Annotated in this window: 23 protein-coding genes and 1 tRNA gene; 19 read left to right on the forward strand and 5 right to left on the reverse strand. The window is 38.9% G+C overall.

The annotated features are described in order from the left end of the window. Positions 1-47: 47 nt before the first annotated feature. From J2X69_RS11580 to J2X69_RS11650, 15 genes are all read left to right on the forward strand, one after another. Positions 48-839 (forward strand): hypothetical protein, encoded by a 792-nt coding sequence (locus J2X69_RS11580; RefSeq protein ID WP_310103352.1) that lies wholly within the window; start codon positions 48-50, stop codon positions 837-839. A gap of 540 nt (positions 840-1,379) precedes the next feature. After that, positions 1,380-1,805, forward strand: a complete 426-nt coding sequence (locus J2X69_RS11585; protein WP_310103356.1) for a hypothetical protein — start codon at positions 1,380-1,382, stop codon at positions 1,803-1,805. A 33-nt stretch (positions 1,806-1,838) separates the two neighbouring features. Beyond that, positions 1,839-2,639: a hypothetical protein gene (locus J2X69_RS11590; protein ID WP_310103358.1), complete on the forward strand. Its 801-nt coding sequence runs from the start codon at positions 1,839-1,841 to the stop codon at positions 2,637-2,639. Beyond that, positions 2,632-2,970, forward strand: coding sequence for a hypothetical protein (locus J2X69_RS11595; RefSeq protein WP_310103361.1), 339 nt, complete (start codon positions 2,632-2,634; stop codon positions 2,968-2,970). Before J2X69_RS11590 ends, J2X69_RS11595 begins: the two co-directional genes overlap by 8 nt. Before the next feature lie 277 nt (positions 2,971-3,247). Further along, the gene (locus J2X69_RS11600) at positions 3,248-4,498 is read left to right on the forward strand and encodes an RHS repeat-associated core domain-containing protein (protein WP_310103364.1); all 1,251 of its coding nucleotides are present in this window, start codon (positions 3,248-3,250) and stop codon (positions 4,496-4,498) included. Between the two features lie 7 nt (positions 4,499-4,505). Further along, entirely contained in the window at positions 4,506-5,105 is a 600-nt protein-coding gene (locus J2X69_RS11605; protein WP_310103367.1) for a hypothetical protein, read from the forward strand. Positions 5,106-5,250: 145 nt separating this feature from the next. Continuing rightward, positions 5,251-5,964 (forward strand): hypothetical protein, encoded by a 714-nt coding sequence (locus tag J2X69_RS11610; protein ID WP_310103370.1) that lies wholly within the window; start codon positions 5,251-5,253, stop codon positions 5,962-5,964. After that, on the forward strand, positions 5,945-6,595 hold the full coding sequence (locus J2X69_RS11615) for a hypothetical protein (RefSeq protein WP_310103373.1): 651 nt from the start codon (positions 5,945-5,947) through the stop codon (positions 6,593-6,595). Before J2X69_RS11610 ends, J2X69_RS11615 begins: the two co-directional genes overlap by 20 nt. Positions 6,596-6,903: 308 nt before the next feature. Further along, complete coding sequence (locus tag J2X69_RS11620; RefSeq protein ID WP_310103376.1) at positions 6,904-8,025, forward strand: RHS repeat-associated core domain-containing protein; 1,122 nt, start codon at positions 6,904-6,906, stop codon at positions 8,023-8,025. A 535-nt stretch (positions 8,026-8,560) separates the two neighbouring features. Next, positions 8,561-9,049 carry a hypothetical protein gene (locus J2X69_RS11625; RefSeq protein WP_310103379.1) on the forward strand — a complete coding sequence of 163 codons (489 nt, stop codon included), beginning with the start codon at positions 8,561-8,563 and terminating at the stop codon, positions 9,047-9,049. Positions 9,050-9,314: 265 nt separating this feature from the next. Beyond that, positions 9,315-9,635, forward strand: coding sequence for a hypothetical protein (locus J2X69_RS11630; RefSeq protein ID WP_310103382.1), 321 nt, complete (start codon positions 9,315-9,317; stop codon positions 9,633-9,635). A 998-nt stretch (positions 9,636-10,633) separates the two neighbouring features. After that, a complete protein-coding gene (locus J2X69_RS11635) occupies positions 10,634-11,629 on the forward strand; it encodes a glycosyltransferase family 2 protein (protein WP_310103385.1) in 996 nt (331 codons plus the stop codon). A gap of 93 nt (positions 11,630-11,722) precedes the next feature. Then, a complete protein-coding gene (locus J2X69_RS11640) occupies positions 11,723-13,555 on the forward strand; it encodes an ABC transporter ATP-binding protein (protein WP_310103387.1) in 1,833 nt (610 codons plus the stop codon). Positions 13,556-13,559: 4 nt separating this feature from the next. Next, positions 13,560-14,660: a glycoside hydrolase family 99-like domain-containing protein gene (locus tag J2X69_RS11645; protein ID WP_310103390.1), complete on the forward strand. Its 1,101-nt coding sequence runs from the start codon at positions 13,560-13,562 to the stop codon at positions 14,658-14,660. Between the two features lie 4 nt (positions 14,661-14,664). Next, positions 14,665-15,576, forward strand: a complete 912-nt coding sequence (locus J2X69_RS11650) for a glycosyltransferase family 2 protein (RefSeq protein ID WP_310103393.1) — start codon at positions 14,665-14,667, stop codon at positions 15,574-15,576. 212 nt (positions 15,577-15,788) lie between these two features. Here J2X69_RS11650 and J2X69_RS11655 read toward each other — a convergent pair whose 3' ends face one another. The 3 genes from J2X69_RS11655 to J2X69_RS11665 all read right to left on the reverse strand — a co-directional run bounded on the left by J2X69_RS11655 (position 15,789) and on the right by J2X69_RS11665 (position 18,170). Further along, positions 15,789-16,463, reverse strand: a complete 675-nt coding sequence (locus tag J2X69_RS11655; protein ID WP_310103396.1) for a glycosyltransferase — start codon at positions 16,461-16,463, stop codon at positions 15,789-15,791. Between the two features lie 101 nt (positions 16,464-16,564). After that, positions 16,565-17,728: a glycosyltransferase family 1 protein gene (locus J2X69_RS11660; RefSeq protein WP_310103400.1), complete on the reverse strand. Its 1,164-nt coding sequence runs from the start codon at positions 17,726-17,728 to the stop codon at positions 16,565-16,567. Positions 17,729-18,096: 368 nt separating this feature from the next. Further along, positions 18,097-18,170 (reverse strand) — tRNA-Asn (locus tag J2X69_RS11665). A 415-nt stretch (positions 18,171-18,585) separates the two neighbouring features. On the opposite strand from J2X69_RS11665, the gene J2X69_RS11670 reads away from it, so the two are divergent. Beyond that, on the forward strand, positions 18,586-19,449 hold the full coding sequence (locus J2X69_RS11670) for a hypothetical protein (RefSeq protein ID WP_310103402.1): 864 nt from the start codon (positions 18,586-18,588) through the stop codon (positions 19,447-19,449). Between the two features lie 5 nt (positions 19,450-19,454). Then, positions 19,455-20,387, forward strand: coding sequence for a citrulline utilization hydrolase CtlX (ctlX, locus tag J2X69_RS11675; protein ID WP_310103405.1), 933 nt, complete (start codon positions 19,455-19,457; stop codon positions 20,385-20,387). A 161-nt stretch (positions 20,388-20,548) separates the two neighbouring features. Here ctlX and purB read toward each other — a convergent pair whose 3' ends face one another. After that, the gene (gene purB, locus J2X69_RS11680) at positions 20,549-21,892 is read right to left on the reverse strand and encodes an adenylosuccinate lyase (RefSeq protein WP_310103408.1); all 1,344 of its coding nucleotides are present in this window, start codon (positions 21,890-21,892) and stop codon (positions 20,549-20,551) included. A 218-nt stretch (positions 21,893-22,110) separates the two neighbouring features. On the opposite strand from purB, the gene J2X69_RS11685 reads away from it, so the two are divergent. Then, positions 22,111-23,211 carry a ferredoxin--NADP reductase gene (locus tag J2X69_RS11685; protein ID WP_310103413.1) on the forward strand — a complete coding sequence of 367 codons (1,101 nt, stop codon included), beginning with the start codon at positions 22,111-22,113 and terminating at the stop codon, positions 23,209-23,211. A 14-nt stretch (positions 23,212-23,225) separates the two neighbouring features. Beyond that, positions 23,226-23,717, forward strand: coding sequence for a hypothetical protein (locus J2X69_RS11690; protein WP_310103416.1), 492 nt, complete (start codon positions 23,226-23,228; stop codon positions 23,715-23,717). 383 nt (positions 23,718-24,100) lie between these two features. On the opposite strand, the gene J2X69_RS11695 is transcribed toward J2X69_RS11690, so the two are convergent. Continuing rightward, a complete protein-coding gene (locus J2X69_RS11695; protein WP_310103419.1) occupies positions 24,101-25,030 on the reverse strand; it encodes a DUF4097 family beta strand repeat-containing protein in 930 nt (309 codons plus the stop codon). Positions 25,031-25,039 lie beyond the last annotated feature (9 nt).

Below are 25,039 nucleotides of genomic sequence, written 5' to 3' on the forward strand. Positions count from 1 at the left end.
CCGTGTAGAGAAAAGTGAGTCCGGGGTAAAAAACCGTACAGAGGTTTTTGAGTGTGGATCCGCTGGCTGCAGACTATCCAGAACTCACACCTTATCAATATGCTTCAAATGGATCGATTGTCAATATAGACTTAGATGGTTTGGAAGCTATTGCGGTACATGGTACATGGTCTAATCCTCAAACTTGGAATAGTGTTTTTGCTAAAAATATGCTAAAAGCTACAAATTGGGGCGATGTCCAAAAAGAGATGATTTATGCCTCATGGTCAGGAAGTAATAATTCAGGAGCAAGAGTGGAGGCAGCTGATAAGATTTATGAATGGATTACTTCAGAAGAAAATGATCTGAGAGATATAAAGCATGTAACATTGATATCTCATAGTCATGGTGGGAATATTAGTAAATTATTGAAGAATCGATTAGAGAATGAAAGTTGGTTAGTAGATATAATTAATATTGAGACGCCGCAAAGAGAGGATTTTCAAACAAGTGCAACTGGTGAAGGTGTCTATTTGAATTTTTATAGTAAAGGCGATTTGGTTCAATTTTTTGGTACAGCTGATAACTTTATAATAAATCCACTTAATCAAGGGCCTGAAGGCTCTAGAAGAGATCCTAATGCTCAAATGAATATTGAACTAAGTACCTATAAGAGATTAGGGACTGAGGAAGTGAAAAGAACTATTTTAGCACCTTTCGTTTATTTTGGGGAAGTATTTGGAAATATATCATTGTGGTTTTTAAAGGACGGTGCGGGACATAGCCTACATTCACAGCAACAGTCTCAAGAACAGATCCTAAATAAAACTGAAAAGGCTTTTAAAGGGAAGAATCCATGATAAAGATAAAAGTTAAGGTGCTCTCGGTGAACTTGTTGATAGGGATTGTTTATGTTTCGTTTATTTACTTGATATATATGAGTAGCTCAGGGGGTGATCTTATTTTCAAATTACTGTTATTTCTGTGTGTGTTTATGCATTTTATAAGTATTTGGTTTAGACCAGAAAGTAGGTTGAATAGATGGGCACAGCTAATCGGTATTGTTTTAGTTTTTTTATTGATTGTTTTAATTTCTTCTCTAACTAACCTCAATAGAGATAATAAAGAATTAAAGATGATTAAAGAAAGCAATAAGACCAGTAGAATAAAAAATTAGATTCTTAACTCCTACACATGGGTTTAGGATTGAAATTAGGGTTCTACCACGAATTTAATGGAAGTCAGAGAATAGAATCTGTCCAACAGCTGATTATTCAATATGAGAGACTGTCATTTGACAATTAAATGCCCAACAATGCGTATTCTCTTGCAATTAAACCGACTAAGAATCATGTTTTCTACTAACTTAAGGGTAGGGCCGAAAGAAATAATAAAATCCCATGAGGAACCATTTAATTTTATCACTCTTGTTGTTATTCACGGTATCGTGCAAAGAAAAGGTTTATGACCTTGACTTATCTAAGGCAGAAAAAGTCGTTTTTCAGGACTTACCAGAACAGGTGAGTCAATTTGTAAGCAACAACATAGACAGCATAGCAAACTCACATAAAGATATCTATTACTCAACAGATAAAAATATAGAATATACCTATGGAAGAGGTGGGGTAGCCAATAATTGGTTAGGATCCGTAAATTCTAACTACCATCATTTTTTTATTAATGGAGCTCATTATCAATTAAAGGGGAACAGAGGACACCCATTTATATTGCATGAAGGATATTTATACTTTTGTGATCTAAATCTTTATGTGGATGATTTTACCAGTCGTCCGTATTACAAAATTGAAATACCTATGATAAGGTGAGCTTTCTTTGATTGAAAAACCGCACAGAGGTTTTTGAGTGTGGATCCGTTGACCGGTTCCTATCCGATGCTTACACCTTATCAGTTTGCTTCTAATAACCCCATTGCAAATATAGATATTGATGGTTTAGAGGGACAATATGCTGGATGGCAAGACTATCACAGATTAAACGTAACTGCGATTAAAGGCGGCGATGTGAAATCGGTGGCTGCAGAAATAGATGGGAAAAATAAGATCAATACTTGGATTGCCTTTGGTACAGTATTGGCTCCATTGGCAGGCATTATGGCTGTGGAGAGCATGCCGGTTTGGCTCCCTTGGGCTTATAGCTCCGCTGCAAGCGGAATCCTGGCCACTGGGAAATATGGCCCTGAAGCTTTAGGTTTTGCTGCTGGAGCTTTAGGATATGACGGGGAAATTCCGGGGACGAATGGTGATGAATTTGGGAGATTAGTTAGTAAAGGTCTCAAAGCAGGAGCTAGTAGGTTCTACGCTAAGTTTCCCGGCTTTGCAGAAAACCCACAACGAATAGCAAATCACCTAAGAGGTATTGACTTTAGGAAGGATGTCTTTGAAACGACAATTGAAGAAGGAACTGTTCTTGAACAATGGGTTGGTAAGCATGGTGTTGGAGATTATTTTACAAAGCCTGGAGAAGATCCAAGTAAACTTGGAATTGACATTACTGGTAGAACAAAGAGAACATTCGTTGTGACGGAAGATATTAAAGTATTACAAAGCACAACTGCCGATATCGAAAAACATAAGGGAGGTGCCCTTCAGTACTTCAGTCCAGAAATAAAAAAAGTAATTAAGGAAGAAAAGAATGATTGATTATATTCATTGTGATTCTAAAATTAAGGCAGTACTTCTAGAGCTCGATAAGTATGTTCTTAACTATATAGATGGGGAAGAGGGCTGGGCTACAAGGGATACACGGGAAGTACTCGAAACAATGAAGGACTTCTGTGTAAGGAATAAACCTTTCAATGATCGCTTGATACGGGCATTCATTGATGTCTCAGTTGTATCAGTCAGAAATTTTGAAAATACAACTCTAGGTGAGGCTATTTATAGTTTATCAAGTTACTTTTATGAAGTACTTCCAGAATACAAATCTTACAAACCATTGGGAGTGGATTTTGGTAAAGGAGAGCCTTTTTAGCTATTTAAAATAGGCAGGATGAAACCTGATACGCTAAGTCAAGGCAAACCGAAGGTTTTTCAAATGCAGAGCAGCCACATTTTATGAAAGAAGTCTTTGTTTTTTTATTGGTGAGCATTTTACTTTCATTTGAAAGTAAAAGTGATAAAATACATATCTTGACGTGCTGAAATGCAACGGCATTTTGGAAGCGTTCTTTGACTGGATAAATGTATAGGGAAAAGTGGAAATAGGGTAAAAAACTGTACAGAGATTTTTGGGTGCCAATCCATTGTCCTTGACAGCAAAGTATACAGTAGAAAAGAAACAGGATCGATCCAGTTTGCAGGCGAGGATCACCCGATATGTGAGAGACACAAGTGGAAACGTGATGGCAGTCTATCAGGCCGACACCATCTCTGAGCGGCCGATTTATGGTTCCTCCAGACTCGGGAATCTAGCCTATGCTTCCACGGCTGGCTATAGGACAGTGGGGTATAAGCAGTATGAGCTTTCTAACCATCTCGGCAACGTTCTTGCGGTTGTCTCTGACCGTATCCATATGAAGACCGATAGTACTTGGTCCGAGGTGATCTCAAGATCAGACTATTATCCATTTGGTTTGGCGATGGATGGGCGAACAGAAAGCTCAGGATACCGTTATGGGTTTAACGGGAAGGAAAAGGATACACCCGGCATGGGCGGCGGCGGAAGCACTTACGATTACGGGTTTAGGATCTATAATCCTAAGATTGCCAAGTTTTTGAGTGTGGATCCGTTGAGTCCTGATTATCCTTGGTACACGCCTTATCAGTTTGCGGGGAATACTCCAATAGCCGCAATCGATTTGGACGGTTTGGAACCAGAAATCGTAGTTAATGAAATAGGAAAACAGACAGGCACTCAGATCTTAAAGCAAACGGGTGCAGAAGTTAGCAAAAAATTGGCTGTCAATAGTAGTGGAAAGTTAGTTGAGATTGGGGTGAGAGGTGGTATGGGTGCTGCCAGGCTTTTATCTTCATCCATAGGGGCTTTTTTGAATGTTCTGATACCTGCTGATCCCGGAGAGTCTGCTCAGTTCGCAAGCCTTTTGAATTATGAAAAACACAGATTCAAGGAGCTGTCAAATAAACCTTACACAAATTTAAGTGAATTTGAAAAGAGAGAATTAAACAGCTATTATGGGAAATACGAACTAGATGCAAATGGAGAATTTTCCCTAAAGGGTCCATTATCTAATGAGGTTTCTATTTTTGGAATTTATGATGATTCAACCTATCTAAAACATGGCAGTGAAAAAGTGGGATCTTCTAGTTCTAGACCTGTTGATGGCCAGAAGGCATTAGATAACTCATTTTTATTAAATAAAAAGAGAGAAGGTTTTAGTAGAAGGATAGCTGTTGAAGAGGATCATTTTGTTATTTTGGATGAACATAGTCCTGGACAATTCCATGGACATCAGAGGAATTGGGACGAATTACTTCAACCAGAAAAGAATGCATTAATTCGTGAAGGAGTTGTAAACAATAGAGGGAAGATTCAAAAATAGGATGAATATGAATGAATTAGAATTAAAACTAAATCAAAATTCAAGTATAATAATCTCATCTATTGACGATGAGAGCCATTCTAATTGGAATTATTTATCAAAAGTAAATTTAACGTTTGTGAAAAATAACGAAAAGATATTACTTGGAAATAATGTCTTAGATTCACTTTTAATTGATATTAAATTTTTTTTTAGTCAGTTATCATTTTCTAATTTAGAGTTAGATCGAAAATTTATTGATTTTGATGTTGGCCTTTATTTTAATATTTTTACTTATAATTTGAGAAAATCTATATCTCTCGATAAAATCTTATTAAACTCTTATTTAACATTTGAGAAAGATTTGTCAGAACCATATTTATTGTTCGGTGGAGAAGAGTTTTTAATTTGGGTCTTTAATTTAGAGAAGTCTAATATTATGAAGATAACTCCATTTTATTCTGGATTAAATGATTTGATAGAAACTAAAGAAGATTTTAAAAAAATGATTCAATGGATTGGTTCATATAAGATTGTAGATGAAATTGAATTAGATATTGAATTGATAAATAAGAATATTAGCACTATAGAGTATGTGTATAATAAGATTTCTTTTGGTATGAAATAGAGATAAATTAATTTTCCATAGAAGATAAATGATTTTGTCAATTTAAGGTGATTTATATACTTAATGAATTTTGGAGATTTGAGTAGTATTGTTTAGTGATTGGTAGGAAGGAGCGCTCTTTGGTTGAAAAACCGTACACAGGTTTTTGAGTGTGGATCCGTTGGCAGGGGAGTTTCCTTGGAACAGTGCCTATGCTTATGCGGAAAATGATGTAATCAGGAGTATTGATTTGGATGGATTGGAAAAACTAATAGTTACTAAAGAAGCTTCCCAGTATATGAATTCATTCTTTAAAATAGTTAATTCAAATAATGTCCTTAAACAACAACTTAGAGATCCAATTAATAATCCAGATTTAAAAGAAAAAGTACATATATATTTTGCTTTTACAGAAGAATTTGGATCAAAGAACTCTAAGGGATCCAATGGGGTGACTTATAAAAATTCAATTGTTTCTTATAAAATTAATTCAATTGTAGAGCATGAGACTGGTGATTATGCAGTTAGGATTAAGTATTCAAGGCAGGATATAATAAGGGATAAAAGAATGTTCTTAGATTCTAACCTTCCTTTGGATAAAATTAAAGATAAGTTAGGTGAAGGAGTCGAGGTCTATGTTGTATTGTTGAATAGGAAAAAAAGTGGTTCTGCTAGAGATAATACATTAATTCACGAGATTTTCTTGCATTTAAAAAAGTTTGAAAAGAGTAATATGTTTGACGACCATATCGAGGGGTTTGGGAAAGAGTATTATGATAAACTTGGAGTGTCTCCTTTGTATTCTCCTGAAAAGACCCCAGAGAATAGTGATTTGGGTAAAATACAAAAATTATTTCAAAATGAAAAGAATAAAGAATAGGGTGTTAATTGGGTTTATTCCAATTTTATTTTCATTTTGTAGTGTTAAAGACTGCAAATTCGATTATTATAAGGGCTTGGCTAAAGAAAATTCCTATGACTATAGTTCAGGTATGATTAAGACTGTTTTTCCAAATACTCCTTCCATAATTGATTCAGATAATAAGGAAGATTTCTTTTACAGAGTTTCAGGCAATAGTATAATAAGTAAAGGTGCTGTTTTTGATTTATTTGTTTTAAAGTATAAGGACATGTATTTACCTGGGTATTGGGGCGAGCGACAAGATAGTGTTTTATTTATTCCTATAGATGAGAGATTGTGTAATGTGGAATTTGTTATGTTTAAATGGAAAACGAATGGGTATTTTATTATGTCTGTTAATGATTGTGAATATTTAAATAATGATTATGTAAGTTTAGGGTATTCATTCAAAGTAAAACCTTTAAGCGATTCTCTTGTTAGAGTAACTCAGTTCTCCCTTCCAAAATTTGGAATTAATATTACAGAGAGTGAGCATATTGAAACTGCTAATCTGCTAACTATGGTAGTTTCAAAGAACCTAGGAATTCTGTCATTTTCATATGATTTTAATTTTGAAGATGACTATTTAATTCCTTGGTTGTACAAATAGTCTTGTTATTGAATTTTGAAATTAACTCTTGTGATAATAGTTAATGGATGCTTGTTTTTGTGTTTATCACTTACATTTACGACTAGCTTTAAACCCTGGCTAATTATAATTGACTGGTAATCAAATGTCTGTGCTGTTAGCAGGCAGGAAGGAAAGAATGTAGTCAAGTCTTCGGGCTCGCTAATAGAGTTCCGATACGATGCAAGTGAGGACGGAACGTTAAGAAAATGTCCTGTGGACATTTTTAGGATTGAGCCAGTTTGCAGCGGGGGATCACCCGATATGTAAGAGACGCAACCGGGAATGTGATGGCAGTCTATCAGGCCGATACCATCTCAGAAAGGCCTATCTACGGCTCGTCCAGACTGGGGAATCTGGCCTATGCTTCCAAGCCCGGATACAGAACGTTAGGCTATAAACAATATGAACTGTCCAACCATCTGGGTAATGTGCTGGCCGTGGTCTCCGACCGTATCCATATGAAGTCCGATAGCACCTGGACAGATGTGATCTCCAGATCGGATGGATCTTGTCCCGATGAGCGCAGCGATATCGGGAATCCATTTGGCTTGGCGATGGGTGGCAGAACAGAAAGCAGTGGATATCGTTATGGGTTTAACGGGAAGGAAAAAGACCCGCAAGGTTTAGGGGGAGGTGGTTCTACTTACGACTACGGCTTTAGGATTTATAATCCGGAGATTGCGAAGTTTTTAAGTGTGGATCCGCTGACCGGTTCATATCCGATGCTGACCCCTTATCAGTTTGCTAGTAATACGCCTATTCAGGCAATTGACTTGGATGGGCTAGAGGCATTTTATGTCCAATATGGACTAAGAGGGTCGATTCCAATTTATAAAGGTGTAGGAGTAACATCTAGTTATCATCTAGGAATTGCATTTGATTTTGAAGGGAATATTGGTATTTATCAATCACCATCATTAGGGGTTCAAGGTGGCCTGGGGATAGCAGTTGGGGGTTCTGGCGGATTAAACTGGCAAGCTAAAACAATTCATGAACTGAGTGGCTACGGTATGAATTTAGGAGGTTTTTTGGGTGGACCTGCAGGAGTATTACCGTTTGAGGCTAGCGGAGAAGTAAATTTTAATCCTAAAGCAGAAAATGTCTCTGAGTTGATTAGCGGTTTTAATTTTGGCATTCCAAAAGTTCCTGGAATAACAGCAGGAGCTTCAATATACTTAGATGGTTCGAGATTAGAGTTCATTGAAACTGGGAAAATAGGCAGAACCCATGAGGACTTTATTTCAACTTTTAATACTCTTATGGAGAAATTTGAAGAGAGGCTTTCTGTTAATCTCAGTGAGTATGGGATTAAGTTAGACGATACAGGATATGATTCTGAGAGATTTTCTACACAGATTATTAATATCTTAAATAAAGCAGGATTGATTCCGGAAGAGAAAAAGGACTAATACATGATAGCTTTCAAGATTTTATTTATAGTTGTATCAGTAGTATTATATTTCTCTCTTGCTTGGAAATATGGTCAAACTAAGTTAGCTGGGGAAGAAAAGAAAGCAAGATACATCAAATTGGTTTTAACCCTTCTTGTCATAACTTTGATTATCGTGGCTTCTATACTATTTGCTTGAAGGGATCTTGCCGAAATAGGGGAGCAACTGGAGACACCATGGTCTACGGCTGCGACCAAATTGCACAGGATTATGCAGGCTAGAAGCCTGACTGAGTATGGGACAAAAGGATTTCTGAGAAGAATTCACATATAAAGAAAGGACAAGGGAATTACGAACATCTAAAATCGCACAGACTAGCGTATAAAAATGTCATCAATTATAAATCTCTTTGGGGTAACACAACAGATGATTATAAGGGATTTAATATGAGAAATTTATTGGAATATATCAAAGATGAAACAGGGCGGACTACGGTTGATCCCTTATATCGAAACCTTTACAACAAATACAAAGATAAAAGGTGAAAGAAATTATGAATATTTTGACAATAACAGCAATGTTGTATTTTCTTAGTTCTTGTGATCAGCCATCTTCAAGTAGTAAAGCAGCACATTCAAGCATAGTGGAAATGAAACAAGAAATTCAAATAAAAGTAGACAGCATAGTAGTAAATTATTGGAAAAACACAGAAGCGAATGAGTATCATTTTTCTTACACAAAAGAAAAGATAGAGATACGAAGTGCCTACTTTAATTTTGAAAAAAATGTAAATGAAGTGCGAATTACTCAACAGTTTTTACGTTTTATCAACCAATTTTACATAGATAAAACTGAAAAAATAATTTTATCGAAAGAAGAAGAACCAGCACCTGTATCAGATTATCCCGTAATATCAGTTTTGGGCTATTTAAACGGTAAAAAAATAATTGAAGAGAAGACAAATATATACAGCAATATAAAGTTTAATCCCCAATTTCTTGAGTTTTACGAATTTTTAGACAGCTTGATTAAGGAAGAATAAACCAAACTTAAAAAGCACCCGGTCAAATTTCACGATCTGATAGCTCTTGTCCCGTATGAGCGCAGCGATATCGGGAATCCATTTGGGCTGTTAGGAAATAGGATGCATGAATGCTACTAGGGTAAATGGAGGTAATAGTTTTGTGACACGGTATCTTGGTTATATATTGAATTGTGAACGCTTGCTTTTTATAATCCTGCAAGGAATAATATTAAATCAGTTGAATAATTACCCCAAGCATAAATCCCACTTTAAAACATAAAAAATGAAACATTTGATTACTTTTCTTTTAGCTGTTTTCTTAAGCAGCTCAGCCTATTGCCAAACACTTTTTATTCCCGGCGGGATCGTAGGAATGTCTTCAAATGAAAATGTCGGGATCGGCAGGTCTGCTCCTGCAAGCATGCTCCATATCTTCAATAACGATGATTATGTGTATGCTAACGTAGGATTGACTATAGAACAAAGAGGCACCGGGGATGCTAAGGTTCAATATTTGCTCACCAACGTTCAAAGATGGGTAACGGGTATCGATAATTCAGATGCAGATAAATTCATTATCGGTAGGGGAATAGATTGGTCTTAGGGCAAGATTCTTACTTTAACCAATGATGGGAATGTTGGAGTCCGCACAACTTCGCCAAACTCACTGCTTAGTATAGGTTATACTAACGGGACAAATCAACTTGGATTCAAACGTTCAGATGGAAATGAGACGTTCTATATGAACCTAAATTCAAGTAACCAATTTGAATTTAAAAACACTTCCGGCGGAGGCGGATTTGATTTTCAATCTAATATCGGAGGAGGTGGATTGGCCTCTGCTTTATTTATTAAAGGTTCTAACTACTCAGTTCATGCTAAAAATTAAGAATGGTACATTCAGCCTAAATGAGTCGGCTCAAAGCTATGGTGTAAAAGTAGCTTCAAAGAGAATTAAAGTAGTTGCAACATCACATTCTCAGGATTAGATGCAACTTATATATATGATTTTAAAAGAGAAGATATCTTGGCAAAGTAAATGCAACGGCATTTTGGAAGCGTTCTTTGACTGGAAAGCCGTGTAGGGGAAAGTGAGCCGTAAAAACCGTACTTGTCCACCTCACGCGGATGGGTGCGGCTGGCCTGTGCGGTAGGAGATTGCTAGCGTCTTGACTTTTTGCCTGCCCGACGTGGCGGGGTTCTTTTGTGTCAAGGCAAAAGAACAGAGGGGAAAACTCAATACTATAGATTTGGGGCAATAGAAAGATTGAAGATCGATAAACACAAATGCACCTTTCTATCCTCCTGCATGGACTCTCATTTCCAGACGATATTCAGGGGCAGGAGACAATGGCCATTGATCCTTATTTTCACTCTACCTATTAGGGGTTATTCGGGATTTTCTGTAGCGTTTTTGTTTTGGATGCGTCGTGTAAGAAATGGAAAACCAAACCAACGGTTAACTTTGTACCTGAAATCTCTTCCGATCAGCCTATAGCAAGTAGGTTGATCGGAAGATTTTTCCAGCTTTATCTAGTCTCATTTTCTGCAAAATCGCGCCGGCGAACTACCGATATCAATCCTGATCCCACATTGCTCCTTATGACCATCAAGAAGAGTATTTCCATCATAATACCCAATTACAATGGAGTTTCCCTTCTTGAAAAATACCTTCCCGATACGCTGCGGGCAATCCGGTTTGCAGACGTTCCTTATGAGATAATTGTAGTGGATGATTGCTCCCGAGATACTTCTGTGGACTTTGTCAGAGCTAATTATCCGGAGGTGAAGTTGCTTGTGAATGATTCGAATCAGGGGTTTTCTTACACCTGTAACCAGGGAATTCAGTTCGCTAAAATGGATCTGGTCATGTTGCTGAATACAGATGTTTGCCTTACCGAGGAATATTTTTCTAAACTTTGGCGTTATTTTGAAGATCCGAATACGTTTGGGGTGATGTCAAGGATTATGAACAAGGATATGAAAATTGAGGATGCTGCACGATTTCTCGCATTTAGCGGGATGAAGTTCAAGGCTACCCACTTTTTTTATAGCAATGACCCGGCTAAAAAGACTCCGACAGCCTATCTTTCCGGGGCAAATGCATTAATCGCCCGGGAGAAATTATTGGAACTGGAAGGTTTCGATGAAGTGTTTTCCCCTTTCTACTGTGAGGATGTGGACCTGAGTTTCAGAGCGTGGAGGCTGGGATGGAAGTGCTACTATGAGCATGAGGCGATCTGCTATCATGAGGTGTCCACTACCACCCGTAAGGTAAAGTCCAAAAGAGCACTTCAGGCGGCTGTGTACAAGAATAAATTCATCCTTCACGCCATTCATCTTGACGGAATATCATTGGCACTTTGGTATGGTCAAATGATTTTTGTAGAAGTACTATTACGTGTATTGATTGGGAAATTTTGGATTTTGAAGTCCCTAAGGGAGTTCTATAAAAGCAAGGATCAAATACGGATTTCCAAAGAAAAATTAAGACTACAAATGGCTGCAGAGAATTCTAATTATAGCCTCCATGATGTGAAAAGAGTATATTTTGATTCAATTCGGGATTGGGATATTAGTTCTGTCCGATTAAAATAGATTATAAACCAACCAGCTTCATTGCTGTAATATATTGATGAAATCGAGCCTGTCCCGACTAATCGGGGTGGCTCTAAAAAATCAATTAAACACATGAAAACTTATTTCAGGTTATTGGCATTTGCCAAGCCTATAGAAAAATTTGCCATTCCCTACCTGATTTTTACAGTGTTGGGAGTTATTTTCAACACGCTCAACCTGGCGCTGTTGGCACCCTTACTGAGTACCCTGTTCAATACAGCAGATGGATCAGGGGCAGCCGTTGTAAAGCCTGAGAATTGGACTGATGTATTTGGTTATCTCAATTATTACGCGCTTCAGGCCAATGAGCAATATGGACCACTGGGAGCTCTGAAGATGGTATGTGGAGTAATCATCCTGTCTGTTCTTTTGGGAAATCTCTTTCGTTATTTTTCTGAGCGGGTAATGGAAAATATGCGCATTCACACACTGCTAAATATGCGAAAGCGGGTGTTTGACAATGTGATGAACCTGCATGTGGGATACTTCAGCAATCAGCGGAAAGGGGATATTATTTCCAAGATTTCATCTGATGTACAGGTGGTTCAATTTTCGGTGACGGCTACACTCCAGGTGGTTTTCAAGGAACCCCTGCAGCTAATAGCCTATATATTTATGCTGTTTGCTATTTCGTATAAGTTGACGGTATTTTCTCTGCTGGTGATTCCGGTCTCAGCTTTTTTTATTGCAAAGATCGTGAAGCGTCTTAAATCCCAAGCAACTCAAGCACAGCATCTTTATGGCGTAATGATCAGTTACTTGGACGAAGCGTTGTCAGGGATTAAGATAATCAAGGCTTTCAATGCTACTGAGCTGATCAAGGATAAATTTCACAATGAGAATGTGAAATATTCCCAGCTGGGAAAGAAGATGGCCAAACGACAGCAATTAAGCTCTCCTGTTTCGGAATTTCTCGGGGTCACCATGGTAACCGGAATAGTGCTTTATGGAGGTTCTCTGATTATCAGCAACCAATCGGAACTGTCGCCTTCCGATTTCATCGCTTATATCGCGTTGTTTAGCCAGGTAATGCGTCCCGCCAAAGCACTCACCAATTCCTTTAGTACAATACATTCAGGATTGGCTGCAGGTGAACGGGTATTGGAGTTGATTGATGAAAAGCCCGAGATCGAAGATGTTCCTAATGCAATGGAATTAACTGAGTTCAGGGAAAAGATCGAAATCAAGAACCTTTCTTTTTCATATCCGGGCCGGCCGGTGCTGAATGATATAAACCTGGTTATCCCTAAGGGAAAATCAGTGGCGCTGGTAGGTCCATCCGGTGGAGGTAAATCTACTCTGATGGATTTGCTGCCCAGATTTATTGAGTCTCAGCAAGGTACGATCAGTATAGATGGGCACGATATCAGAAAAGTGACCATGGATTCCCTTCGTGGGATGATGGGATTGGTCAATCAGGAGTCCATACTTTTCAACGATACCATCTACAACAACATTTCCTTCGGAAATCCTGCTGCAAGTGCGGAGGAGGTGGAAGCGGCGGCCAAAATTGCCAATGCCCATGAATTTATCTTGGAGACAGAAAATGGCTATCAGTCCAATATGGGAGACAGGGGGCTCAAGTTTTCCGGTGGTCAAAAACAGCGGATTTGTATTGCCCGAGCCGTATTGAAAAATCCGCCGATTATGCTCTTGGATGAGGCCACATCTGCTTTGGATACAGAGTCCGAAAAACTGGTACAGGAAGCCCTAAACAATCTGATGAAAAACAGAACTTCCCTAGTCATCGCCCATAGATTGAGTACTATACAGAATGCGGATATAATCATCGTGCTGGAAGGCGGTAAAATCATCGAGCAGGGCAATCACCAGGAACTAATCGCCAGAGAGGGACTTTATAATAAGTTGGTTAATATGCAGCAGTTTACTGAGATAGAAGGATAAAATAATGATAAATCAAGTAAAACCAATAGCAATTTATTTGCCACAATTCCATGCTATTCCTGAAAATGATAAGTGGTGGGGAAAAGGATTTACAGAATGGACTAATGTAAGAAAAACTACTCCTAGATTTAAGGGGCACTATCAACCTCATGTTCCACTAAATAATGATTACTATTCCCTTGATGATATTGAAGTGATGAGACGGCAAGCTAAACTTGCTAAAGAACATGGTGTATACGGATTTTGTTTTTATCATTATTGGTTTAATGGTAAATTACTTCTTGAGAAACCATTACATCAATGGCTAGAAAATAAAAATATTGACTTTCCATTTTGTCTTTCTTGGGCGAATGAAAACTGGACAAGAAGATGGGATGGCAAGGATAAAGAGCAATTGATAAGTCAGGAGTACAGCTTAGATGATGACAGGAAACATATTCAGTATTTAATCCAATTTTTTAAGGATGATCGTTATATTAAAATTGGCAACAAACCTATGCTTTTGATGTATCGCTCAGAATCCCACCCAACTATCAAGGAAGCCACTGATATATGGAGAGAAGAAGTAATCAAAGCAGGATTTGATGGACTTCATTTAATTCGAACTGAAAGTTTTGAAAAAGGTTTAGTCCCAACAACTCATGGATTCGATGCTGCAATGGAATTTGCACCTGACAACACCATGAACTCAAAAAAAATATTTAAGAAAAACCTTCCCAAGTATCTATTATTCAAATTATTGCACAATTTAAAACTCAGAAAAGATCCTATTTATGAAAATGGGATTTACGATTATTTGGCGCTAAGGGATAATATGGTTCAAAGACCAGTCCCTGAGTACATGTATTATAGGTGCGCTTGCCCTTCTTGGGATAATTCTGCCAGAAGAAAAAAACTTGCTTTTATCTTCAAGAACTCATCCCCTGAAGAATTCAGAATTTGGATTAAACAAATTATTATCTATACATTAAATAACCTGCCTTCAGAAAACCAATTCATTTTCATAAATGCATGGAATGAGTGGGCTGAAGGGTGTCATCTTGAACCCGATACTAAGTGGGGCTACGGTAATCTGAAAGTAATAAAAGAAGAAATATCAAATTGAATCCATGAAAACTTCGCCTCTTGTTTCCATAGCACTTTGTACTTATAATGGCTCCAAATATTTGGCAGTTCAATTGGAAAGTGTTTTAAATCAAACTTATCTGAATCTAGAAATTGTTATCGTCGATGATCGGTCTACTGATTCAACATATGAATTACTCATCTCTTACCAATCAAAGTATCCGAATATAATAAGACTTTATAGAAACGAAAGGAATTTGGGATTTATAAAGAATTTTGAAAAAGCCATTTCCTTATGTCATGGTTCTTTAATAGCTCTTTCTGATCAAGACGATATATGGGATTGTAATAAAATCGCAATTCAAGTGGAAAATATAAAAGAAAGCATTTTGATATATCATGATTCTCTGATGGTCAATGAAGAGGGAATCTCACTCCAGAAAAGTATTAGCAATTTAAAGAACATGTACTCAGGAGGGAGCCCACTTCCATTCCTTTTTAATAATTGTGTTTCAGGACATTCTGTACTTATGAAAAAGGAATTAATTAAAGATATTCTCCCCTTTCCTAAAGAGATATTCTATGATTGGTGGATAGCTTTCAAAGCAACACAAGCAGGTACTATTTCATATTTAAACGATACTCTTGTTCATTATAGACAACATGAAGGGACTATAACGTCACCAACTTTAACGACCAAAACAGATGAACACATTGCGTCTACAAATCTATCAATCCTAAAAGTGCTTGCTTTATCTAAAAACAAAAAGTATGCGGATTTAATCAACCTAATTCAACATTTGGTTCATAAAAAAAATCAACAGCTATTTCACTTAAAATTATTTGTAATATTATTCAATTATCAAGATGAAATATTTTTTATTAGTAAAAAAAATAAAGCCAGTAAGCTAAATAGAATTTTCAAAAATATTTGGAGCAATAAGCTTCATATTTAGTTTGCTTTGAGGTTTTGAAATTGTTGGTTAATCACTTTTTTCTGTGAAATTTTAGAATTGGGAAAAGGAGTTTCATAAATAAATTTAAGGTTATAATGCGTGATCTTTTTGAAGAGATTAATGTTTCTATCATCTCCTTTTTACTATATCCACCACCAAGATACTTGATAAAAAAAATGGCGAAACATTATTTTTTTTTTTTTTTTCTAAAACTAATATTTCATCAAGCGATAAATTAGCATAATTAATAGGAAGGATGGAGAGCCATTTCTTATGTAATTGTTTAAGGTTGCATAGGTAACAGATGCCTCCATTCCAATATTGTTTATTGCAAGAGAATAGTCTAAATCATATCCATGAAAGCCTTTAAGTCTAGATTCATCAAACTTTATTTCTTGAGCTATTGATTTTCTGGTACACATCCATACTCCATCCACACAAGCTACCGTAGATAGCTGTTGACCCTTAGGATTATTTAATTCATGGATCGGTTCTTTATTTTCAAGCTTATACCCTTGTAGGAGGTTTATATATTTTTTCCCGGCGAAATTTGCAGGGGCCTCAAAATTATACCAGCTGGAAGGTGCCAAGGATTTGTAATCTCCGCCCGCAACTCCCAACAATCCGAGGCTTGGGGTTTTAGAGAAAATTTCAAATACACGGGTTCCCCAGTTTTGTGTCCTGATGTGGATATCTTCATGCATAAAGCATAGAAGACCGTAGTTGGCTTCTTTGATTCCCTGATTATAGACTTCGCAGATGCCTTTTGTCCCTTTTTCATTAGGATACGCGAGGATCTCAAAATCACATCCAACTGTCTCGCTAATATTGACTTTAAGGTTAGTTAAATATTCTTTATTTGCAGAACATATTATAATGGAAAGCATAGATGTCAAACTCAGAGGATAATTGGGCTAAAAATAAGGTCAAACGGCAAATTTTTGCATACTAAAGAGTTGATGCGCAAAGTATTGCATATGCCTGTGGATCAATGTACCAATGCCGGTCTTAGGGATGAGACCTCCATTACTTCCTCATAGATTTCCATCAACTGTCTGGAAATGATCTTTTGATCAAATCGCTTGATGTTCATGTATCCTTTCTGAATAAGAACCTCCCGCTGGGTGTCGTCACTAAGTAGGTCAATATGCGCTATCAAACCTGCAGGGTCATCCGGTCGGCCATAGAGAGCCCCGTTTCCGCCTGCTTCACGAAAACATGATCCTGTACTCGTGATGACAGGAACCCCCATCCGCTGAGCTTCTATTATAGGAATGCCAAAGCCTTCAAAGTAGGATGGATAGATGAACACATGAGCCATCTTGTATATCGTGGGAAGATCTTCAAATGATACATCGTGTAGAAAAAACACTTTATTCTCTAATCTATGCTCATGAATGTATGTCTTTAGATTAGCCATATAGGAGGTAGGTCTTCCTATTACTACCAGAGGACAATCCCAATCTCTCCGCTCTTTAAGCGCTTCAAGAATCAGCTGCACATTTTTCCGCTTATCTATTGTGCTGACGAAAAGTAAGTAACGGTCGGGGATATTGTATTTTTGCTTTATATGGATTCTGTTATCCAGGCTGACGTCCCGATTGAAAATTTCATGTACACCTTGATACACTACTTTTATCTTAGCAGGATCGATACTGAAATAGGTGATTAGATCTTTTTTGGTTTGCTCACTTACCGCAATTACCTGATCGGCAGCTCTGCATGATCTCCCCATTTTCAATTTGTAGATCTGCACATCGATAGGGTTGAACAGTTCAGGATATCTGCAGAAGAGAAGATCATGTACAGTCACCACATACTTGGTAGATTTGTTTTTGAAAAGCGGGATCTCATTACTTAGCCCATGGAATATATCCAGTTGGCTTTCGGAATGCTTTATTCCCTGAAAAATACTCCTCCAGATCCCAGATACACCTGGGAGTTTCCACAGGTCATTTGGTGTTATGGTCTTCTGATTAGAGTTATTACAGGCCAGCGAGATTTCTTTTGCTTCTCTTTGAACTTCAGGAGTGAAGAGAAGGTAGTCGTTGGAAGGGAAATTATGACTCAATGACTTTAAAATAAACCTGCTGTAATTGCCAAGTCCCGTAAAGTTCTTGAATGCACGTTTCGCATCAAATCCGATTCTCATATTGGTGGTTGGTTTAGTCTTCAATTGTAATAACGATGGCTCGGACAATAACGCTACAGGAATACTGCCACAAATGAAAAAAAGCATCTTAGGTTATCGGGCTGATGCTCGGGCTTTCAAAGACACTGTACTTTGATGATTGAAAATAATTTGAAATGAAGCATCATTGTACAGTCTTAACTATAATTGTCTTTTCGCTGAGTGACAACTAAGGTACGTCTAAGTTTGTAAGTTTGCAATTTTACATGCAATTGGAAATTCGGCTGCTGGGATTGGGGGATTACACATTGAATTAAATCACTAACCGGAGAACTCTGTATGAGGTGATATAAAAAAAGCCTCAAATCTTTCGATATGAGGCTTTGGAGCTCCTTCTCTTGGGCTCGAACCAAGGACCCTCTGATTAACAGTCAGATGCTCTAACCAGCTGAGCTAAGAAGGAATTTTGTGTTTCATTCGGCTCTTATTCCGAATTGGTGATGCAAATGTAGGAGGCTATTCCATTTATTCCAAACCACAAAGGTGAAAAACTCTATGTTTTTGCATTATAACCCGTTTTTGTATTCAAAATCAGCGACTTAATTTTTTGGTTTTTTATGCTTATGGCCACCCGAATCAAAGCAGAGGATGATTCTATGTTTTTTTTGAGCTGCAGTTAACTTTTAATCCGCTGACTACCGGGATGGCAACTTCCTATTGACATTTCACACTGAACTTTCGGACCATTTTGTGATTATCTGATCCATAGCGGCTTGTTTAAACTCTCCTACTACAAAAATAACCTTCAATGGGATCCTCATACCAGCTGGGCTACTGGAGCATTTTAGTTACTTTTGACTTATACCAATAGCTGTTCTATGAAAACACTTGCAGGAATTGTTGTTTTATTTTTTTCGTTTTCATGCGTCAATGCGCAGCAAGAATTACTTCCGGACTTTGGAGAGGGAGTTCCTGTTGCCACGCTGACAGACCCTAGATTGGACGAGATCTCAGGTCTGGCATGCAGCAGGATAAATCCCGGGATTATATATGTTCACAACGACAGTGGAGGAGAGGCCGCTGTTTACTTGTTGGACTCTTTGGGGAATACTATTGGGGAAATTGAATTGCTGGAAACTCAAAACAGAGATTGGGAGGATATCGCAATAGGTCCCGGAGTAAATGGTGGATCCTACATTTACGTGGGAGAAATCGGGGATAATAATGCCGTTCACGAAGAGGTGGCAATTTATCGTTTCCCAGAACCAACTAAGGGGGATTTTACAAGTGGGGTGATTCCGGAAAAGATAATACTTACCTATCCCGGAGGAGCTAGAGATGCGGAGTCCCTTATGGTAGATCCTATCTCAGGAGATATCTTTATTCTTTCCAAACGGGATAGCCTCAATACGCTGTACAGGCTAGCGGCTGATAAATTCGAAGATGGTAAAGCAGAACTTGAAGAACTGATAAAGCTCCCTTTTACCAGTGCCACAGCAGCAGATATTTCTGCAGATGGGAGTCAGATTCTCGTGAAAAATTACCTTAGTGTTTTTTACTGGAAAAGAAACTTGGGAGAGACTATAGCACAAGCCATGAGTAGAGCTCCGATAGAATTGCCTTATTCCCCTGAACCACAGGGAGAAGCAATCGGCTTTAGACCTGACGGGAGAGTTTACTATACCCTCAGCGAGAAACGATTCGATTTGGATCCCGTATTATACAAGTATACCGCCAACTAGCGCTTATGCAGACTACCACTACTGTTTTGATGGTTCGGCCTGCGAATTTTGGCTTCAATCCGCAAACAGCTGAGAATAACTTCTATCAACAACCGGACACAAGATCTTCCCTTGAAATCAATGCATTGGTTCAAAAGGAATTTGATGCCTTCGTGTCCATGCTTAGAGATCAGGGCATCAACGTACTAGTGGAGGAGGATACGCCTGAACCCATCAAGCTGGATGCAATATTTCCCAATAATTGGTTTAGCACGCACCCTGATGGTAAGCTGATTTTGTATCCCATGTGTTCTCCGAATAGAAGGGCGGAACGGAGAAAAGACTTGATTGAGAACCTAATGAGGCGAAGGTTTAAAGTGGAGGAAATTATTGATTTGAGTTTTTTTGAGGAGCATAATCAGTATTTGGAAGGCACTGGAAGCATGGTGATGGATCATTCTTCCAAGACTATTTTTGCCTGCTACTCTGAGCGCACGCATCCTATCCCTCTTGATTATTTAAGAAAGATTCTCGGATACAAATTGGTTGGATTCCATGCTGCACAGGAAATCCATGGAGTATCCACTCCTATATATCACACCAATGTGATGATGCACATAGGAACTGATTTGGCGGTGGTCTGTCTGGACAGCATTTCGAAAGCATCCGAAAAACAATTCTTACAAAAATGCCTGACTCAGGCAGGCAAAAAAGTAGTGCCAATCACGCCAAAACAGAAGTTTCACTTTGCGGGTAACATGTTGGAAATAGGAAATGATGGAGGGGAGAAATTCACGGTAATGTCAGAAACTGCTCTTGATTCCTTGAATATCGGACAGATCCAGCTGATCGAAAAGTATTCCACCATTATAAGTCCTTCCATCCCGACCATCGAAAAGCTGGGGGGTGGAAGTGCCCGCTGTATGATGGCTGAGATCTTTTTGCAGGGAGGCAAATAAGTAAGGGTGTGATTTGAACACTTTGTGAGGTGTTGTTTGCCGTGCGTGAGGACACGCACGGCGGCAACGGCGGTCGCCAACGTGAGTGTCTTCACTCACGTTTTCAGAATGATGACACGCACGGCGGCTATAGCGAAGGCAGATCCCAGATCCGACAGCGATTAGATCCCGGTATAGTTGAAAGGAGAAATCACACTCAACTCAGCTTTCAACTCTTCAGAAATAGGGAGATTTGAGATGAATTCGGCAATCGATTTTTCCGTGATTTTAGAATTCGTTCTTGTAAGATCCTTGAGTGCTTCATACGGCTTTGGGAAGCCCTCCCTTCTCAATACAGTTTGGATTGCTTCGGCTACTACTGCCCAGTTTTCTTCCAAATCCGCATGAATAGCAGCCTCATTAAGTTCAAGTTTACCCAGTCCTTTCAGCAAAGATTCGAAGGAAATCAACATATGTCCAAGCGGTACACCTATGATTCTCAGTACCGTGCTGTCTGTCAGATCACGCTGTAGTCGGGATACAGGCAACTTTGCTGCCAAATGCTCCAAAAGCGCATTCGCAATTCCAAGATTTCCCTCGGCATTTTCAAAATCAATCGGGTTCACTTTGTGTGGCATGGCTGATGAACCGATCTCACCCGCTTTGATTTTCTGCTTGAAGTAATTCATCGCCACATATTGCCACACGTCTTTTGATAGATCCAGAAGAATCGTATTGATTCTTTTCAATCCATCAAAAACAGCGGCAAGGTTATCATAATGTTCGATTTGGGTAGTAGGATAGCTTCTTTCCAATCCCAGATATTCTCCCACAAATTTGAAAGCAAATTCATTCCATTCGTAGGAAGGATAAGCTACATGATGGGCATTCATATTTCCTGTGGCTCCGCCGAATTTTGCTGAATATGGAATTTGGTTCAGCAAGTCAAGTTGCTTTTTCAGGCGAACCACAAATACATCAATTTCCTTTCCCAAACGGGTAGGAGAAGCAGGCTGCCCGTGGGTTTTTGCCAGCATGGGTATATCTTTCCAATCTGCTGCCAGCACAGAAAGCCTGTCTATCACCGAGTACAGTTGAGGAAGAATCACATCATTCAAGCCTTCCTTCAGCATCAAAGGTGTGGCTGTATTATTGATATCCTGGGAAGTCAGTCCAAAGTGTATAAATTCCTTGTGTGCTTCCAAACCCAGTGCGTCGAATTTCTCTTTTAGAAAATATTCCACAGCCTTTACGTCATGGTTTGTGATTTTTTCGGTTGCCTTGATCGTATCTGCGTCATTGAGCGAAAAATCAGAAACGATAGCCCGAAGATTCTCAAAAATATTTTGGTCAAAATTCTTCAATTGGGGTAATGGAAGTTCGCAAAGCGCTATGAAGTATTCTACTTCTACATGAACCCGGTACTTAATCAGAGCAAATTCAGAAAAATAGTCTCTCAGTGGAGCAGTTTTGCCGGCATAGCGTCCATCGACAGAAGTCACTGCGGTCAATGCGTTTAATTCCATTTCTTAAATTGATTTTGTTTTAGGAAGCCGCAAAGTTAGTTTTTTGAAGCCAAAAGATCGGGTTTGAACTGCCTAATTCAGGAAATATCCTGTAAATAATCCGAACCCACGAGGTATTTTTCGGGTTAAGATGTGCAAATAATCAGCCACAAGACCGGATATTTGGCTTTGTGGCTTAATTTTGCAACCGTTTAAACAGATAAAAGCTCAGATCAGGAATGTTCAATTTATTTAAGAAAAAGAAGGAGGTAAAAACCCAACAGTTTTTGCCGCTGAAAGTGAGGGAGGTAGTAAGAGAGACAGAAGATACAGTCACCTTGTATTTTGAGCAGCCTGAGCCCTTTCTTGACTATAAGCCGGGTCAGTTTCTTACACTGGTGATGGATTTTGAAGGCAAAGAACAGCGTAGATCTTACAGTCTTTGTACTTCTCCTTATGTGGACCCGTTTCCGGGAATTTCCGTAAAGCGTGTTCCAAAAGGCAAGTTTTCCAATTTTCTCAATGAGCGTGTTTTCCCTGGCAAGACAATTAATGTGCTAAAACCCCTGGGTAATTTCACAACTGATTTTCACTCCAAAAATAAGAAGCATTTCTTCTTGGTGGCTGCCGGTAGTGGTATTACACCTATCATGGGAATTTTGAAATCAGTGCTGATAAATGAGCCTAATTCCAAAGTTTCCCTGCTTTACTGTAGCCGAAATGTAGAGCAAATCATCTTCAGAAAGGAACTGGAAGCATTAGTTGAGAAGCATGGGGATAGATTGGAAGTGATTCATAATTTGAGTCAGCCAAATGCGGATTGGAATGGTTTGAAAGGAAGATTGACTAAGGAGAGGATTCTCGATTTTGTCAAAAAAGCAGAATCAGAACCTGATTTTGACAAGGAATATTTCGCCTGCGGTCCTGAGGGGATAATGGATAACGTGGTTGCTGTTTTGGATGAGCTGGGCGTGCCTATAGAAAAAGTACACAGGGAAAGCTTCTATTCTGCCGCCGCGGACAAGGCTCATGATGATGCCGCTCACGGAATTACAGGTGGATTATTGACCAGGGATGTGAAGGTGATTTTGGAAGGGGAGGAGTTTGACGTTACTGTTTCACCGGATAAAACTATCCTTGAAGCCGGTCTTGCTCAGGATTTGAATATGCCTTACAGTTGCCAAAGCGGTCTTTGCACCGCCTGTAGGGGTCGGTTGTTGAGCGGCAAAGTGAAAATGGATGAAGATGCCGGCTTGAGTCCGCATGAAATTGAAGCAGGCTATGTGCTGTGCTGTGTAGGGCATCCTCTTACGGATGATGTGAAGATCACGATTGAATAATTTAACTGCCTATTTTGGAAATTCAGGAATACAGGAAGGTTTACAAAAACCTTGATCAGTTTGTTTTGATTTTATTGGTTATGGTCCTTCCTGTTTTTGGAATGGTTTATTTGTATCAATCCTCCGGAGAGGTACGTTGGGATCTTCCCGAATTGCCCTTACTTATAGGGCAAATTTTGTCAGGAGCAGGAATCGGCCTTTTATTGGGGCAGTACTTATTATTTCGAAAAAGAATAAAAGCCGTTTTTTTTACGGATGATTTGCTGACAAAGCTAAAAATCTATGCCAGTGCCACTCGTGAGCGATATGCGATGCTTTTTGCGGTAGCGTTGATTTGCTCGGCCGGATTGCTCTTTTTCGGAGCTGCTATCTACAATATGATTTTCGCCGTGGCATTATTCTTTTTTTCTGCCTGCAAACCCACCCCGGACAGGATCAAAAGATTACTTAAACTCAATACCGAAGATGCTGAGGTGATTCGATTGGCCTCAAGACCGGAGGGATAAGTAGCTAGTAGCAAGTATCAAGATGATAGAACCAAGATTTAAGAATCAAGAACCAAGATCCGTCAGGAGCGTCATTGCGAACGACGGAGGAGTGTGGCAATCTGTTTTGTCAGTATTCAGTAAAGTTCAAAAATCCAGGAATATTGAATGATGAATGCCGAATAATGAAGATTATACAAGCAATTAACCTTTAACCATAATCTGAAAGTATCAAGTAGCTGGTATCAAGAAGGAAGAATCAAGAGTCAGAAGTTAAGAACCAAGAATCACGCTGATCAAAATTCATCTTGCGTCTGCGTAATCCTCCGTGCTCCCGGTCGTTTTAAAGCACAAAAAAAAGCCAACCCATACGGATTGGCTTTTTAAGCTAATTATATAGCTAATTAATTCTCTATTGTAATATTGCCGGATGAGATGGATCCTTTCACCCATTTGGACGCGGAATTATCTATTTCCAGATTTTTGCCTGTATTGATTCCCCCTACTTTCAGATTGCCGGACGATGCTCTCAACGAGAAATTATAATCTTTCAAATTGGATGGGGTTTGGATTTTGAAGTTTCCGGAGGTTCCGTTGAAGTTGGTATTTCCGCTTAATCCTGCATTGGCAGCACGGATGTTTCCGGAAGTAAATTTCATTGATCCCAGCGAGCCGATGTTACTCAACTTAGCGTTTCCTGAAGTAAGTGCTACGGTTAGCTCACCCTTCACCCGGTCCGCATTCAGGGAGCCGCTTGTGGATTGGTAGTCCACATTACCTCCTATATTGCTTATGTCAGCATTTCCTGAAGTGACTCCTGCCACGACGTCTCCGGATACTTTGTCAATAGTAAGTGATCCCGAACTTGCTTTGATCGCCAGATCACCGGAGATATTCGTTGCCGTGACTTTACCTGAAGACACTCTCAAGTTGGTTTTATCTCCCACCACTTTGTCCACAGTGAGGGTTCCGGAAGAGTTTTTCATGTCCAGGTCAATATTCATCGGGCCTGAGATTTTGATATAACCTTTGTTGCGGTTATTTCCCCAAGATGAATTTCTGGAGCTTTGTTCGTAGGAGATCTTCAACACATCGCCCACAGTTACGAAAATGATATCCTGAGTTTCATCGTGAGACTCCAGGTAGGCTACCACCTTCACATCAGAATCTGAACCACCATGGTAAGACACATCCAACCACCCGCCGCTTACTTCTATTGCTTTGATGTTGGAATAATTTTTATTGGCATCTACCAATACTTTTTGCGCAAAGCCGACAATGGAGGTAAGTGTCATGGCCAACGCCAAACTTGATAATTTAAAGAAATTTTTCATAGTTTTTGT

The organism is Algoriphagus sp. 4150, assembly GCF_031457395.1.
Taxonomy (GTDB): Bacteria; Bacteroidota; Bacteroidia; order Cytophagales; family Cyclobacteriaceae; genus Algoriphagus.